This window comes from Maribacter sp. MAR_2009_72, from assembly GCF_007827235.1.
In the GTDB taxonomy this organism is placed as follows: Bacteria; Bacteroidota; Bacteroidia; order Flavobacteriales; family Flavobacteriaceae; genus Maribacter; species Maribacter sedimenticola.
In genome coordinates this window covers 1,503,607-1,520,484 of the sequence record NZ_VISB01000001.1, presented here as the reverse complement: position 1 = coordinate 1,520,484, position 16,878 = coordinate 1,503,607, and the positions used below count along the sequence as shown (strand labels likewise).

Annotated in this window: 13 protein-coding genes; 9 read left to right on the top strand and 4 right to left on the bottom strand. The window is 38.3% G+C overall.

Going from position 1 to position 16,878, the window contains the following annotated elements; translation table 11 throughout:
* Positions 1–75: 75 nt before the first annotated feature.
* On the bottom strand, positions 76–2,526 hold the full coding sequence (locus tag JM81_RS06260) for a M14 family metallopeptidase (RefSeq protein ID WP_144801459.1): 2,451 nt from the start codon (positions 2,524–2,526) through the stop codon (positions 76–78).
* Between the two features lie 170 nt (positions 2,527–2,696).
* Here JM81_RS06260 and bshC point away from each other — a divergent pair, with 170 nt between their 5' ends.
* The gene (bshC, locus tag JM81_RS06255; RefSeq protein ID WP_144801457.1) at positions 2,697–4,301 is read left to right on the top strand and encodes a bacillithiol biosynthesis cysteine-adding enzyme BshC; all 1,605 of its coding nucleotides are present in this window, start codon (positions 2,697–2,699) and stop codon (positions 4,299–4,301) included.
* On the top strand, positions 4,301–5,683 hold the full coding sequence (locus JM81_RS06250) for an ArnT family glycosyltransferase (protein ID WP_144801455.1): 1,383 nt from the start codon (positions 4,301–4,303) through the stop codon (positions 5,681–5,683). Before bshC ends, JM81_RS06250 begins: the two co-directional genes overlap by 1 nt.
* Here JM81_RS06250 and JM81_RS06245 read toward each other — a convergent pair.
* Both JM81_RS06245 and JM81_RS06240 read right to left on the bottom strand, forming a co-directional pair.
* The gene (locus JM81_RS06245) at positions 5,672–6,217 is read right to left on the bottom strand and encodes a pyridoxamine 5'-phosphate oxidase family protein (RefSeq protein ID WP_144801453.1); all 546 of its coding nucleotides are present in this window, start codon (positions 6,215–6,217) and stop codon (positions 5,672–5,674) included. The two genes, JM81_RS06250 and JM81_RS06245, sit on opposite strands and share 12 nt — an antisense overlap.
* Positions 6,218–6,599: 382 nt before the next feature.
* Positions 6,600–7,325 (bottom strand): SIMPL domain-containing protein, encoded by a 726-nt coding sequence (locus JM81_RS06240; protein ID WP_089262840.1) that lies wholly within the window; start codon positions 7,323–7,325, stop codon positions 6,600–6,602.
* A gap of 74 nt (positions 7,326–7,399) precedes the next feature.
* Between JM81_RS06240 and guaA the strand changes: the two genes are divergently transcribed.
* The 4 genes from guaA to JM81_RS06220 are packed head-to-tail and all read left to right on the top strand — an operon-like array spanning position 7,400 to position 12,044.
* Complete coding sequence (gene guaA / locus JM81_RS06235; protein WP_144801451.1) at positions 7,400–8,932, top strand: glutamine-hydrolyzing GMP synthase; 1,533 nt, start codon at positions 7,400–7,402, stop codon at positions 8,930–8,932.
* A gap of 1 nt (position 8,933) precedes the next feature.
* Positions 8,934–11,120: a LysM peptidoglycan-binding domain-containing protein gene (locus JM81_RS06230; protein ID WP_144801449.1), complete on the top strand. Its 2,187-nt coding sequence runs from the start codon at positions 8,934–8,936 to the stop codon at positions 11,118–11,120.
* Position 11,121: 1 nt separating this feature from the next.
* Positions 11,122–11,526 (top strand): OsmC family protein, encoded by a 405-nt coding sequence (locus JM81_RS06225; RefSeq protein ID WP_144801447.1) that lies wholly within the window; start codon positions 11,122–11,124, stop codon positions 11,524–11,526.
* Complete coding sequence (locus JM81_RS06220) at positions 11,514–12,044, top strand: DUF922 domain-containing protein (RefSeq protein ID WP_144801445.1); 531 nt, start codon at positions 11,514–11,516, stop codon at positions 12,042–12,044. Before JM81_RS06225 ends, JM81_RS06220 begins: the two co-directional genes overlap by 13 nt.
* A gap of 63 nt (positions 12,045–12,107) precedes the next feature.
* On the opposite strand, the gene JM81_RS06215 is transcribed toward JM81_RS06220, so the two are convergent.
* Positions 12,108–12,977 carry a hydroxypyruvate isomerase family protein gene (locus JM81_RS06215; protein WP_089262850.1) on the bottom strand — a complete coding sequence of 290 codons (870 nt, stop codon included), beginning with the start codon at positions 12,975–12,977 and terminating at the stop codon, positions 12,108–12,110.
* Positions 12,978–13,025: 48 nt separating this feature from the next.
* Between JM81_RS06215 and JM81_RS06210 the strand changes: the two genes are divergently transcribed.
* The 3 genes from JM81_RS06210 (at position 13,026) to yidC (ending at position 16,875) form a co-directional block, all read left to right on the top strand.
* On the top strand, positions 13,026–13,259 hold the full coding sequence (locus tag JM81_RS06210; protein ID WP_144801443.1) for a DUF3820 family protein: 234 nt from the start codon (positions 13,026–13,028) through the stop codon (positions 13,257–13,259).
* A gap of 59 nt (positions 13,260–13,318) precedes the next feature.
* Positions 13,319–14,956: a CTP synthase gene (locus JM81_RS06205; RefSeq protein WP_144801440.1), complete on the top strand. Its 1,638-nt coding sequence runs from the start codon at positions 13,319–13,321 to the stop codon at positions 14,954–14,956.
* 68 nt (positions 14,957–15,024) lie between these two features.
* Positions 15,025–16,875, top strand: coding sequence for a membrane protein insertase YidC (yidC, locus tag JM81_RS06200; protein ID WP_144801438.1), 1,851 nt, complete (start codon positions 15,025–15,027; stop codon positions 16,873–16,875).
* The last annotated feature ends 3 nt before the right edge of the window (positions 16,876–16,878 follow it).

The window sequence follows — 16,878 nt, the reverse complement described above, 5'->3', positions numbered from 1 at the left end:
AAACATGCTTACTATACAATTTAACCGTCTTGTAAGCCCATAAAATAAAACAATTATAGCTTTAGGATCTTGGAATCAATGCACCATAAAGAGCGCATTGGCAAAAAATAGTTTGCCATTTTCCCAAAAACCTCTGAACAAAGGATTGTCTATCATATAGATAACCTGACCCTTGCCCATTCGTTGCGTGCCATAAACCAAGGTTTCCGCTATTTTCTTTTTAGCTTCGCTACCGGCAAAGCCAGATACGGGTTCGTTAGCACCTGCGCTTAGGTATACGGCACTACCGTTTTCAAGGTAATTATAGGACCGGTCTCCCAATTTAAGGGTAAAATATGTATCGCTATATCCATATGCCAGCGGATTTGTATTGTCTACTGTAGCTTTAAAGATGGCACCGGTAATAGCCGATTTGATCTGCTCACGTTCAGAGACTTCAAATGATTCTAGGTTAATGGTAGAATCTTTTTTTGTTTCTTTTTCCTTAATGGCATAATCCTTATCCGATGAAAGTCCATCAATTGCACCGGCCATGGCAATTAATTTTCCGCCTGCTTTAACCCAGTCCTTGATCTTTTGTTTGATGTGTTTGTTCAAGAAAGAATTATAACCACGACCATCTGGTAGAATAAGAATATCATATTTAGAAAGGTCTACCTTATGAAAATAAGATTCATCCAAAATGGAAACAGGATAGTTTAATTGCTGCTCAAAGAAATTCCAAATTTCACCAAACCTAAGGGTAGATGTAGGGTTACCGGATAGTACGGCAATGTTCAGGTTTTGAATTACATCAACATAGCTAGAGCCAAAATCCTTTCCGCTTTCTACGAAGCCGGTATTGGTAGCGGTTATTTTTTTCTTGTGGGTAACCGCTGCTTTCTTAAGAATTACGTTGAAATCCTTTACGTTTTTATTGTCACTTTTGGTAATGATGAGGGTTCCGCGTTCATAGGCGTTGCCATCTAAGGTAAATGGTTTATGTGCAAAACGAACCCGTATTTTTTCGCGTAGAAGTTCTGCAAGGAATTTAGCATCTTTCATACTGTTCCAATCCGCTAAGTATGCATAACTATTGGGTGCTATAGCGCTATAGTCGGTATTGTCTTGTACAACACCTACACCGTTGACCGTAGTTTCGCTGGCAATGGCATCAAGACCATAGGCGTATGGTAGGGACCATGCGGTAATGTCATAGGTGACAGAATCGCTTAATTTTGCAATGGGCTCAAACAAGACTTTGACCAAGGTACTTTTTGGTTGGTTAGATGGTATGACCAAACTATTGCCAGAACTTTTAAGGGAACCTGTTTTGGCAGTCTTATAATTGTAACCTTTTACCGTGGTATTTATACCTGCATTATATTTTATGTCATGCTTGTCCAATAAATTGGAAAGAGCCTCTATTTTATCTGGATTTCCGTTTAGGATGTAACTTTTGTAGGTATAGCCTTTATCGGCATAGAAATTTTTAAACTCATCGTTTAGCCGGGTAATATTTTTGGATGCCACTTCTACGGTTGAAAGTCCGGTAGTATGATGGTGCAAAATCCTATCCTTCAAAGTAAGTGTATCGCCAATAGCGGTTACAATGCCTAAACCTGCTTGGCCGCTACCACCTTGTTCATAGGTCATTCCTACGCCACCATTGTAGGTAGGGTAGGTATCGCCGTAGCTAGGGTAAAGAAGGTCAAATACCTCTTTGGTAAAATAAAACCATCCATTTTCATCAAAGTATTTGGCGTGGTTTTTACCTATTGTACGTTGAAATTCTCTTTGAAAATTGGTAACCACTTCGTGAAATGGTTCTGCAGCAGGGGCAAAGTAATAGGGGTTGTCAACACCTTGCTCGTGAAAGTCAACATGCAAGTGAGGTAACCATTTATTAAACTGTACCAAACGTTGTTGGCTTTCTACCTGTGTTAACCAGGCCCAGTCCCTATTTAAATCGAACATGTAATGGTTGCTGCGACCACTCCACCATCCTTCACGGTGTTCCTTGCTATTGGGGTCTACTTGAAAGGGCGAATTTTTATATTGATTGTACCAATTTACATACCGGTCCCTTCCATCAGGATTAATGCATGGGTCTATTAAAACGACAATATCCTCCAGATAGTCACTCTTTACGGTTAAAAGGTCGTATATGGTCTGCATTGACGCCTCTGTGCTAACACTTTCGTTGCCATGAACATTATAGCTCAGCCAAACGATAGCTTTTTTTGGGGCTCCTTCGCCTTTCATACCTTTTAAATGTTCCAATCTAATTTGTTCCAGATTGTCCATATTGGATTTACTCGAGATTGTTGCTAACAACAAAGACCGGCGTTCGTTAGTCTTGCCATATTCTATAAGGTTCATGCGCTGTGGTTCTGCCTGGGCCAAATACTCATAATAATCTACTACTTGATGATGTCTGGTAAATTGGGTTCCCAACTCGTAACCTAAAAACTCTGAGGGAGATTTCAATTGGGCAATGGCAATACACGGTAATACTAAAATAAGAAAATGTAATTTTGTTTTCATATGGTCGGTTCTAATCGATACGGCCAAATCTATTAAATTAAATGCTAAACCACCATTTAATGAAGTGTATTTTAGCGAGTAAATAGGTAGTTGGTACTTGAGGTAATTAACGTATTTTTAGGAACAATAAGCCTAAAGGGTTTTATATTTACCTCGTTTTTAATTTTTGTATGGATATTGATTGTTTACCCTTAGATAAAACTGGATACTTTTCAAAGCTCATTTGTGATTACATTGTAGAGGATGTAAAATTAAAGCCATTGTATCATAGATTTCCTTCCATAGAAGGTTTTAAAGGTCAAATTGAGGAAAAGAGAAAGAGTTTTACTACGGAACAGCGCACCATATTATACCGGTCCTTAAATAATCAATATCAACAGGTAAATGCATCGGAACAAACACGCGAGAATATAGCGTTGTTAAAGGAAGACAATACTTTTACCATAGTAACCGGTCATCAGTTGAACCTTTTTACTGGGCCATTATACTTCTTGTATAAGATAATTTCCACTATAAATCTTGCAAAGGAATTAAAGACTGCGTTTCCTGAAAATAATTTTGTGCCAATATATTGGATGGCTACGGAAGACCATGATTTTGAGGAAATCAATTATTTCAATTACAAAGGCTTAAAATTTCAATGGAACAAAAAGGCCAAAGGTGCGGTAGGTCACTTGTCCACAGAAGGCTTAAATGAAGTCTTTAGCTTGTTCGCAAATACTATTGGTGACAGTAAAAATGCACAAGATTTAAAAGAGCTGTTTGAGGCTTCATATCTTGAACATGATAATTTAACCGATGCTACCCGGTACTTGGCGAATGAATTATTTTCCCAATATGGATTGGTTATAATTGATGGGGATGACAAGGAATTGAAAAAGATGCTGGTGCCTTTTATGAAGAAGGATATTTTTGAGCAAATAGCTTTTGATAAAGTATCTGCCACTATTGTTGACTTGGAAAAGTTGTCTATGGACTATACTGTACAAGTGAATCCGCGTGAAATCAATTATTTTTATTTGGCGGATGGTGTTCGTGGGCGAATTGTGGAAAGTAAGGGTAAGTATTATGTAAATGATACAGAACTTTCATTTACCAAGAAAGAACTGGTACATGAGATGGAAAATTCACCAGAAAGGTTTTCACCCAACGTTATTGCACGGCCGCTCTACCAAGAAGTAATATTACCTAATCTCTGTTATATAGGCGGTGGGGGTGAAATAGCATATTGGTTGGAGCTTAAGAGCACTTTCCAAGCAATGAACGTACCTTTTCCAATTTTGTTGGTCAGAAATTCAGCATTGCTGATTAAGGATAAACAGGCCGATAAGCTTGCTCGAATGAAAATTTCCAAGTCCGATCTGTTCTTAAAACAGAGTAGTCTTATCAATAAAAAGATAAGGGAAATTTCTAATATAGATATTGATTTTACACCCCAAAAAAAGGCATTGGAAGCACAATTTGAGGCTTTATATGACTTGGCGGAAAAAACGGACAAATCTTTTTTAGGAGCGGTAAAGGCGCAAGAGGTCAAGCAAAAAAAAGGATTGGATGCTTTGGAAAAACGTCTGTTAAAAGCACAGAAAATAAAATTGAAAGATCATGTAATTAGGTTAACGGAAATACAGAATGAACTTTTCCCCAGACAATCCTTGCAAGAGCGTAACCTTAATTTTGCTGAATTTTATCTAGCATATGGTAAGGAATTAATACCTATGTTAGTCAAGGCATTGCAGCCCTTGTCGTTAGATTTTACTGTGATAACCTGTACATAATGGTAGGCAAAGGCGGTTCTGGATATAAGGTAGCCCTGCTTGCATTTATTTCTTTTCTGGCAATTACCGGAATTACCTTGTTAAAAAGCGCCTTGGAATTGGAAGATGCCGAACAGGCCTATTATACCCAATGGTTAAGATTAGGTTATGATGATCAACCTCCCTTATATACGTGGGTCCAATATGGTATCAACAAAATCATTGGTGTACATAAGATAGCGTTTTCTTTATTTCGCGGGATACTTTTTGCATTGACCTTATTTGTCCTATATAGATTTGCATTGGTACGGTTAAATCATAATACCAAGGCGCAATTGGCAACCCTACTATTGGTATTGGTGCCGGTATGTATAGATTTTATGTTTAGAAGGTTGTCACATACCAGTTTGTTGTGCATAGCTATAATTGGCACCTATTTTTGCGTACATCAATTAATAAAATATAAAACATATCCGTACTACGTTTTGCTGGGTCTTTTGGTAGGTGTAGGAATCTTGTCCAAATATAATTTTGTGTTTTTTTTAATCACATTATTGGTGGTTTCCATTTGGGATAAAAAACTTTTTTCGGCAATTTGGAATTTCCGTGTATTAATTTCCATAATTTTCGCCTTGGCCATAATCTATCCACATATATCTTGGTTATTGGGCTCCTCAGGTTATCAAGTTTTCCTATCGGAAAGTATTCAGGAAAAGGTTATGGGCCATACCATAAAGCCAACATTTTCATTATTACCGATACTTACTTTTCTCAAGGGAATATTGGCTTTGGTATACGTAATGCTGATCGTTTTGGCTTTAGGCTTCTTTTTTAAAGTTTTAATCTTTAAAAAGCCTGTCAACAGTTGGTTTTTAAAAATGGCAATAGTCCAGTTTCTTGTATTGTTGTTGTTTTTCGTAATATTTCAGACCCAGAAAGTAGAGACTAGGTGGCTTTTGCCACTGTTCATACCCTTTACCATTTTATTGATGGAGTCCATTGAATTAAAAAATGGAATGAAGGTCGTTAAAATAGGATATTGGTTATTTTATAGTGTACTATTTGCCCAAGTGGTCAGAACACCCTTGGAGCAATTGCTGCAGATTAAGTCTTCTGTTCAATATGGATTTCATCCTGTCGCAAAAATGTTGGAGAATAAGTATCCTGATGATCAATGGACGTTGCCTAATGTTACCTATGCAGGAAATATACGTTTATTACGACCGGGACGTACTATCATAGCCCAAGATGATTATTCGTATGAGGATAAGCATACCGGAGAACCTAAACTTCAAGTGTCATTTAACAAACCCGCTAATGGGCAGTATGTAGTTATGGACAGCATTCTTGATTTTGGGAAGGAAAAGCAGAATATTTATTTTTATTCCGCTTTAGGGAACTAAAAATGTGCTGCTCCAGGTATCCTGTTTCTTTTCAAAGGCTATTCGTATATGATGAGGTCTTTTAAGTTTTAGGAATTCCATTTTTTGTGGCACAACATCGATCATGATAAAATAATGACCATCGTTTAAGTATTCTATAGTACTAGGATTGGTTATTTTACTACTAGGGCTATGTTGGGTTATATAATCCCGCCGACTATTAGGCTGTATGTTGTTCCATGTATCCTTTAATCGTTCAACATCCTTTACAATATGTGCTTGTCCTTCAACCTTTATTTGCAATAATTTATCAGGATGGTACATAAGTAGGCCAATTTGATCGTTCAACATTAAATTAATTATTTTTTGGGACCTGCTATCGGTATAAAAGGTCAGTTTTAAATCATTGGTGACCTCACGCAAGACAACGGTACATAATCTGGGTATGGCATTATGACCAACGGTTGCTAGGGAAATGGTTCTAAATGGATGTCCATGCTCATTGACTCCATTGAATATTTCATTGCGCATTTCCTCAAAAAAGATATCGGACATTGTATTTTTTTTGTTAAAGTTAAAAATAAAAGCTAAGTAGGGTAGGGTAAAGCTTTATGTAGTTGTTATATAGAAAATGGCTATGAAAATTAAATTTTGATTTTTTTTGGTTTGAAGTTGGTTTAGATTTAGTTGAAAAGCTCAGGGTGGTTCCTGGGCTTTTTGTTTAAAGGCATGTAAGGAATTAAAAAATAATACGACAAAAGGGTTGAATACAGATTGTTATGAAAAAGATTATTCTTTTTATTGTATTCAAATTAATGGTTGGTTGATTAGAAAGCCCGGTTGATTACCGGGCTTTTGTTTTATGGAAATTAGGCATAAGGAAACTTTAGTAGGCTTTGATCCAGATCCTTGCAAACGATCAATTAAAGTTAAGGAATTACTTTACCTTGTATTCCAATCTCATGGTTATTGATGCGGTTTTGTTTTTGGAGGACGTATTGTAAGCTCCGCCCCAACTATAATCTTCTCCAGAATTTTGACCGGTAATTTGAAATACACCCATATTTGCAGATACAAGGTCTCCTAAACCACTACCTGCATTTTCAGCTATCTTTTCTGCACGTATTCGCGCGTCTTCCGTGGCTTTGGAAATCATTTCAATCTTAAGGTCGGCTAATTTGGTATAATAATATCTTGGAGGGTATGAGTTAAATTGTACCCCTTTATTGAGCAGTTCTGTAATTTCACGGGATACCCCTTCAATTAATGCCACGTCTTCAGATTCTATTTTTAAGGTTTGGGTCAGTTGATAACCCCTAAAGATACTGCCTACATAATTTCCGTTGTCATATTGATTGTCACGCATTTCTGTAGTCTGTACACTGTTGAAAATGATATTTTCTGCAGGAATACCTTTAGAAGTCAGATATTGCCTTACGATTTCCTTATCATTGTTCAATTGGTCAAATGCGGTTTTCAATACTGTGCTATTAGATGAAAATTGTCCCTCCCATACAATAAGGTCAGAGGTAAAATTTTCGTTCCCCAGCCCGGTTACCGAAATAATCTGTGGAGGGTTGGCCCTACGCACATAAGCATTTCCTAGGAAAAAGGCTGCAATGATTATTGCCGCCCCAAAAATAATAGCACTTACATTTTTCATAAAAAAAATTGAAATGAAGTTTAAATATAACCAAAAGATACTTTTCAAGAACCGTCAATTTGCTATTTTTGCCCATGCAAAATAAAGTCCTAATATTAGATTTTGGTTCACAGTATACCCAATTGATCGGTAGACGCGTTCGTGAGCTCAACATTTTTTCTGAAATCAAGCCATATAATAAATTTCCAGAGGACCTTTCCGGTTATAAGGCGGTAATCTTGTCTGGATCTCCTTTATCCGTTAGGGGAGATGATGCTGCTCACCCGGACCTATCTGCCATTAGGGGTAAAAAGCCGTTGTTGGGAGTTTGCTACGGCGCTCAGTATTTGGCCCATTTTAATGGGGGTAGTGTAGAAAAATCCAATACTAGGGAATATGGTAGGGCAAACCTTAGCTTTGTTAAGGGGAACGAACCGTTTTTTGATAAGGTGGACGCAGGTAGCCAAGTATGGATGAGCCATGCGGATACTATCAAACATCTACCGGAAAATACAACCCTTTTGGCAAGTACGCATGATGTTGAAAATGCAGCGTTTAAATTTGAAGGAGAGGAAACCTATGCTATCCAGTTTCACCCAGAGGTATACCATTCTACGGATGGAAAACAGGTCCTGGAAAACTTTTTGGTGAAAATTGCCGGAATGGAACAGACGTGGACCCCAGATGCATTTGTGGACAAGACCGTTGCGGAGTTGAAACAAAAAATTGGAAACGAAAAAGTTATTTTAGGATTGTCCGGAGGGGTTGATTCTTCCGTGGCGGCCGTATTGCTGCATAAGGCTATTGGCAAGAACCTTCATTGTATTTTCGTTAATAATGGACTCTTGCGTAAAAATGAATTTACAGATGTATTGAAGCAATATGAGGGCATGGGTCTAAATGTAAAGGGTGTGGATGCTTCGGCACGCTTTTTGGATGATTTGGCTGGGGAGAGTGATCCGGAAACCAAAAGAAAAACTATAGGACGTGTATTTATTGAGGTGTTCGATGATGAATCGCATTTAGTGGAAAATGCAACTTGGTTGGCACAAGGTACCATTTACCCAGATGTCATTGAGTCAGTGTCCGCAACCGGTGGCCCTTCGCAAACTATTAAAAGCCACCATAATGTAGGTGGTTTGCCAGATTTTATGAAGTTAAAAGTGGTAGAGCCCTTAAAAATGTTGTTCAAGGATGAGGTTCGTAGGGTAGGTGCAAGTTTGGGAATAGATAAGTCGTTGTTGGGCAGGCATCCGTTTCCTGGGCCAGGGTTGGCAATTCGTATCCTTGGGGATATCACCCCGGAAAAAGTGGCGATTTTACAAGAAGTAGATGCCATTTTTATCAATGGACTTAAGGAATGGGGGTTATATGATAAAGTGTGGCAGGCAGGAGCCATGTTGTTGCCGGTAAATAGTGTGGGGGTTATGGGAGATGAGCGTACGTACGAAAAATGTGTTGCACTTAGAGCTGTAGAGAGTACGGACGGTATGACTGCAGATTGGGTTAATCTTCCATATGAGTTTTTGCAAAAAACCTCAAATGATATCATCAATAAAGTCCCTGGCGTCAATCGTGTCGTATATGATATAAGTTCAAAACCGCCAGCAACAATAGAATGGGAATAATATGAAATATATAGTAAATCAGCTTTATCTAATTTGTGCTTTTTGCTTTTTGGTTTCGTGTACCGCATTGGGCCAAAAGTTCAATACACATGAAGTGAAATCCGGAGAGACCTTGGAGAGTATTTCCAAGATGTATGGTGTTTCCCCTGCTAATATTTTACAGTACAATAAAGAGATTAAAGCTGGTCAAGCTTTAAGGCCAAATACAATATTGGTCGTTCCGGGGGCAAAAGTCGCTTCCCAGACCACAGATGCCGTATCGGTACTCAATAAGAATATAATGCAGGATTCCGCCACTGCTAGGGAGCCTATCGGGTTTACTACGCACAGGGTAAGAAAAAAGGAAACTATATTTGGAATTACCCAGCAGTATAAGATTACGGAAGATGAGCTCAAAAAATATAATAAGGTATTGTATGCTTCTCCGCTTCAGAAAAAGATGGAACTACGCATTCCAAAATTTAAGGCACCTGTTGTGGTAGAAAATCCTTTGAATTCTGATGATTATGAAAAGTATATCGTTGCACCAAAGGAGACAAGATGGAGTATTGCCCATAAATATGGAATAACCATTGACAGTATGTTGGTGCTTAACCCTGGCTTGTCCAAGACAAACAATTATTTGTCCGAAGGGTATGAGCTGTTAATGCCAAAAATTGCGGGCAGTACAGTTTCTAATCAGGTAACGGAGCTTTTTATTTCTTACACCGTACCTGCTAAAATGAATTTTTATAGACTGGAACAGGAATTTGGTGTAAAGTCCGATGAAATAGTTCGTTTAAATCCGGAAATAACCGAACGTGGTGGACTTAAGGAGGGTATGGTTATTAGAATTCCGGAAAAAAAGGTTGATCCCGGTGTCATTAATACCGATAATTACATCTTCTATGAGGTAAAGCCAAAACAGAATGAATTCAGGTTGACCAGAAAATTTGGTATGACATGGGCAGAACTTACCCAACTGAACCCAGATTTAAAGGATGGTCTAAAGGCTGGGATGATCTTGAAATTGCCAAAGGACAATGTGGGGGATTATGAAGTGCGTAATTCGTTGGTTTTGGACAAGGTTAATTTATTGGATAGCATCAATGTAGCCATTACACCTAAAGTTTTGTTCTTATTGCCGTTTCGTTTAGATAAGTTGAATTTGGCGGATAAAGAAGGGACGGAAAAAGTAATTGATTCCAGAAATAGTTTAAAATATAGTCTTGGGCTTTATTCCGGGGCATTGGTGGCAATAGATTCCTTGCAGTCCTTGGGCGTTTCTGTCCATGTGAAAACTTTGGACAATCAGTTGGACCTAATGCATACCAAAAACATACTTCAGGCAGAAAATTTAGGAAGTTACAATGCCATTTTTGGACCATTGGATATTGCTTCCTTAAAAGAAACTGCGGTGCAGGCCTCCAAATACAATATTCCTGTAGTAGCGCCTGTTCCCGCAAAGAGCGATATAAGTCTGGACAACGTATTTTTCTCCTATACCAATGAAGATGTGCTGGTAGATCATATGTTGGATTATGTGGAAGGAACACATACCAATGAAACCATTTTGGTCATTGCCGATGAAAAAAACAGGAATAGGCAAAAGGCAATTTTGGACCATTTCCCTACTGCCAAGGTTGTTGTAGTCAAGGAAGAGGAAAAAAATATAGGTATTAATAGGGATAAGTTACAGACCTTACTTTCAAATAAGGTTCCAAACTGGGTTTTTGTAGAATCGGAAAATTATAGATTGGTTGCCAGTGTGGTATCCATTTTAAATTCCTTCAACAATACAGCTTTTGACCCCCTGTCGGATAAGGATAAGGTTAAGGTGCGCATGTTTACAACAGATATGAATTCTGCATTTGAAAACGATGTTATATCCAACACTCATCTTTCCAATTTAAATTTCACCTATCCATCGGTAAATCGTGTGGTGGGCAATAATTCATTTGTGGAACGTTACCGAAAACGTTTTGGTGACGATCCGGACCGTTATGCGGTAAGAGGCTTTGACCTGACCTATGATTTGTTGTTGAAACTAGCCTATAAAAATGATTTGATAGATGTATCAAGGTTTATTGGAGAAACGGAATATAACGGCAATAAGTTCGATTATGAACGTAAGGGAATTTCCGGTTATTATAACCAAGCTTCCTATATCATGATGATGGATGATTTAAGAATAAAGGAATTGAAATAACATGACGGCAAAAGTAACCTATAACGGCAATTTAAGAACGGAATGTATACATGTTAAATCCGGTAGTTCCTTTGTAACGGACGCCCCTGTTGATAATAATGGTCTAGGGCAAGCATTTTCGCCTACCGATACCGTAGCCACGGGTTTGGCAAGCTGCATGCTTACTATGATGGGCATTAAGGCAAAAGGTCTGGAAGTTGCATTAGAGGGTTCTACAGCGGATGTAACCAAACATATGTCCCCTTCGCCAAGAAGAATTTCAAAAATTGAAGTAGAGCTACATTTACCGGCTCAAGTTGCGGATAAAGACAGGAAAATATTGGAACATACGGCCAATACCTGTCCCGTGCTATACAGCCTTCATCCTGATATAGAGAAAGTAATAACCTATCATTGGGATCTATAAATCATATAAAGCTCGGAGTGCTATTCCTGTTGGCTCAGGTTGTATGGGTCTATGGCCAAGAGCAAATACTTTGGAGGCCGGATTTCAGACTAAATTGGGCTAATTTTAAAGGAGATGTGCCTAATGGGGCAAATGCAGCTGCCACTACCGCAAGTGGTATTAGCTATGATTTTTCTACTTATCATGAAGGCGGGGATATGAAGGTGAACTTTAATGTGCATGCTTATTTTTATCCTACACGTTCTTGGTATAGGCCAAAAGTTTGTAATGACAATACCTTATTGCACGAACAACTGCATTTTGATATTACAGAACTTTATGCTCGAAAGCTCAGAGCGCGTCTGCAAAATGCAAGTTTTGGAAAGAATATAAAGGAGGAAGTGCGCAAAATATATAAGGCTACTTTACGTCAGTTAAATGATTTTCAGAACAAATATGATGCAGAGACCAATTATTCCAGGAATTTAACCGTTCAGGAAAGATGGGTGGGCGAGATTGAAGCTGCTTTAAAACAATAATTTTTATAAGCAAAAAAGGCACCTTTAGAAAGGTGCCTTTTTTGATAACTCTTAGGAAAATATTTATACATCACAAATGGTAACCCCCTGTTTTAAGGCGGCTAGTTTGTCTTCCCAACTGGGCACAAATTCTTGTGCCACATGACCTGTGTAACCGGTTTCAACAATAGCTTTCATTACGGCAGGATAAAATATTTCCTGGGTCTCATCAATTTCATGACGACCAGGGTTGCCTCCCGTATGATAGTGACCATAATATTGGTGGTAGTCTTGGATATTCCTAATAATATCACCTTCCATAATTTGCATGTGGTAGATATCATATAATAATTTAAAATTTTCAGAACCTATGGTTTCACAAAGAGAAACGCCCCATTCAGAGGTGTCGCACATATAATCCTTATGGTTAATCTTACTGTTTAAAAGTTCCATTTGCAAAACTACCCCGTGTTTTTCGGCCAATGGCATCAATTGTTTTAGTCCCTTTGCACAGTTACGTAAGCCTACCATATCGTCCATACCATTTCTATTTCCGCTAAAACAAATAAGATTGGTATATCCGGCCTCGGCAACCAATGGGATTACGCGCTCATAATCTGCAATAAGTTCATCATGAAGTTTTGGGTCGTTCCAGCCTTCTACAATACCTTTTCCAGCGCCCCAACACATGGAGGCATGAATATTGTATTTTTTTAATAAAGGAAACTCGTCTGGACCTACCAGGTCAATGGATCTAATGTCCATTGCTACCAAATGTTTAAGAAAATCTTCAAAAGGAATGGAATCATAGCACCAATAACATACGCTATGATTAATATTGTATTTTAATTTAGGGGATAGATTTTTATTTTCATTGTTGGCCATTGCTGCTGAGGTTGTTAAGAATCCAACAGAGGCAGCTGCTGATGTTCCAATAAAATTTCTTCTTTTCATGTTGTTTAAGTTGATGATTCCTTAAAGATAATTTTTTTAGATTTAAAAATGGAAATTAATCCAGATAAGCAAAAACTTATAGAATTGGCCCATTATAGAATGCCTTTTGGTAAATATAAAGGGCGGTATTTAATAGATTTGCCGGAACCTTATTTAATTTGGTTTCAGCAAAAAGGATTTCCTGATGGAAAATTGGGAGATTTATTGAAATCTACGTTAGAAATAAGAATAAATGGGCTAGAATCCATAATTCGAAAAATACAAAAACATTTTCCTAGGTAAATCCGTCAAGTTCTGTCCTCAATTTGTAACTTTGTGTCCCGTAACATAGAATTCGATACATGGCACAAACCAAATACATCTTCGTTACGGGAGGCGTTACTTCATCATTAGGAAAAGGCATTATTGCAGCCTCTTTGGCGAAATTACTGCAGTCTCGCGGCTACAAAACTACCATTCAAAAATTGGATCCCTATATCAACGTAGATCCAGGAACGTTAAACCCTTATGAGCATGGCGAATGTTATGTGACCGATGACGGAGCGGAAACAGATTTGGATTTGGGGCATTATGAACGATTTTTAAACGTTCGTACCTCACAGGCCAATAATGTTACTACGGGTAGAATATACCAAAGTGTAATCCAAAAAGAGCGTAGAGGTGAATTTCTAGGGAAAACGGTACAAGTAGTTCCTCATATTACCAATGAAATCAAGGAGCGCGTTCAGGTATTGGGCAAAAGTGGCGAGTATGATATTGTTATTACTGAGATAGGGGGAACTGTTGGTGATATTGAATCCTTACCATATATAGAGGCGGTTAGGCAATTACTGTGGGAGCTTGGAGATAATAATGCCATTGTAATTCACCTGACATTGGTGCCTTATCTTTCCGCTGCGGGCGAATTGAAGACAAAGCCTACACAGCACTCGGTCAAGACCTTAATGGAGAGTGGTATCAAGGCAGATATTTTAGTCTGCCGTACAGAACATCAAATTTCTGATGAGATAAAGGATAAATTGGCACTTTTTTGTAACGTAAAGCGTGAAGCGGTCATTCAAAGTATAGATGCATCTACCATATATGATGTACCATTATTGATGCAGGAAGAAGGTTTGGACACCGTGACCCTTCAAAAATTGGCATTACCAAATACCTTTGAGCCTGATTTGGACCGTTGGAACGAATTTTTGCAACGCCATAAAAACCCAAAAAATGAAGTAACCATTGGGTTGGTGGGTAAATATGTTGAATTGCAAGATTCCTATAAATCTATTTTAGAGGCATTTATACATGCAGGAGCATCTAATGAGGTAAGGGTCAATGTAAAATCTGTACATTCTGAATATCTTACGGTTTCTAATTATAAAACCAAACTCAAAGGACTGGACGGCATTTTGGTTGCTCCAGGATTTGGGGAGCGTGGTATAGAAGGGAAGGTAAAGGCCGTGGAATTTGCCAGAACCATGAAAATTCCATTTTTTGGAATTTGTTTGGGAATGCAGATGGCGGTTATTGAATTTTCCAGAAATGTATTGCAATTGGCCAATGCAAATTCTACCGAAATGGATGAAAATACACCAGACCCGGTCATTAGTATCATGGAAGAGCAAAAAACAATTACGGATAAAGGAGGTACCATGCGTTTGGGTGCGTGGGATTGTGATCTAAAAGAAGGTAGTTTGGTACGGGAAGTGTATGGTGGCGCTGCGCAAATATCAGAGCGTCATCGTCATAGGTATGAATTTAACAATGCGTACTTGGATAAATTGGAACATGCCGGCTTGATCGCTACCGGGTTCAATAAAAAAACCAACTTGGTGGAGATTGTAGAGGCTAAGGACCATCCTTGGTTTATTGGTGTTCAATATCACCCGGAATATAAGAGTACCGTGGCCAATCCGCATCCGCTTTTTGTGGGATTTGTTAAAGCGGCCCTGGCATATAAAAAATCACAAACTAATGCCACATTGGCATAAACATTATTTTTGGGCATATATTTGCTGTCTTGAATTTGTAATATTCCCAATTAATTTAGAATTACCTCATGGAAGAAAAGAAATTTGATGTTAACTCCATTATTGGCTTTGTGCTGATTTTTGGAATACTCATCTTTATGTTTTACCAAAACCAACCTACCCCAGAGGAGTTGGCGGCGGAAAAAGCTAAACAGGAACAGGTAGAAGCCGCCAAAGCAGCGGAAAACACTACGGAGACCGTTAGTACTGAAGTTCAACAATTAGATTTAAAGGATTCTACCGCCGTAGCTACGTACCAAGGAAAACTTGGGGCGTTTGGTTTTACCAAACCGTCCAATGATATAACCACATTGGAAAATGAAGTGCTGTTATTGAAAATAAGCAATAAGGGTGGACAGATTGTAGAGGCGAAAATGAAAAATTACGTAACCTATGATTCTGTTCCTGTGTATTTGGTCAAGGATGGTAACGCCTCGTTTGGTCTTGATTTTTCCACGACAGATAACAGGGTATTGAATACAAAGGACCTTTATTTTGAGCCTACTTTGAGCAAGGCCAACGGTAACCAAATATTATCGTTAAAAGCTAAAACGGCCAACAATCAGTACCTTGAATACAGGTATGAAATGAAACCAAATGAGTATTTGGTAGATTTTCAGATCAAGACAAAAGGTTTGGACAATGTAATCAGTTCCAATAAGCCAATTGAATTGGACTGGGCGTTAAAAGGTATTCGCCACTCCAAGAGCATAGAATATGAAAATAGATATACCCGGTTGACCTACAATCATGAGGATGATAAAATCAGTAAGTTGTCCGAGGGGAGTGATGACGAGGAAACAGAGGAGGATATTAAATGGATATCTTATAGACAACACTTTTTCAGCAGTATTTTAGCTGCGGACGAGCCATTTAAATCCGGTGAACTTGCTTCGGTCAATTTGGTAGAGGAGGAAAGTAGAACATTTGGTTTTACCAAGGCGTATTCCTCAAAACTTCCTATAGAATTGGAAGGTGGTGAAATAGCCAAGGATTTGCATTGGTATTTTGGTCCTACGGATGTTGAGGTACTTTCCAAGTACGAGGATTTGGGCTTGGAGGATTCCATACCGTTTGGTTGGGGTATTTTTGGTTGGATCAACCGTTATGTATTTACTCCGTTTTATTCGTTGATAAGTACCTATTTTCCTTATGGTATAGCTATTGTTATTATGACCATTTTAGTCCGTTTGGCAATGTCTCCCGTGACCTATAAATCGTACTTGTCCCAAGCAAAAATGAAGGTTTTAAAACCGGAAATTACTGAACTTGGTGAAAAGTATAAGGACAACGCTATGAAGAAGCAGCAAGAGACAATGAAGCTGTACGGTAAGGCAGGGGTGAGTCCTATGAGCGGTTGTATCCCGGCGGTTATACAAATGCCCATTTTCTACGCATTGTTCATGTTCTTCCCGACTTCGTTCGCGCTGCGTCAAAAATCGTTCTTATGGGCAGATGACCTTTCCTCATTTGATACTATTTATCAATTTCCAGAAGGATTTTCAATACCTTTTTATGGTGACCATGTAAGCCTGTTTCCAATATTGGCTTCTATAGCCATATTCTTTTATATGATGATGACCACTGGGCAGAACATGCCAACGCAACCTGGTATGCCCAATATGAAATTTATCATGTACCTAATGCCGTTCATGATGTTGTTCTTCTTTAACAATTATGCAAGTGGACTTAGTTTGTACTATTTTGTTTCCAATATGATAACCATTGGTATAATGTTGGTCATTAAGAACTTTATCATAGATAATGATAAAATACATGCACAAATTCAAGAAAACAAGAAGAAACCCAAAAAGGAGAATAAGTTTCAGAAGAAAATGCGAGAGATGATGGAGCAGGCAGAAGCTCAAAAAAAGAAGTAAATA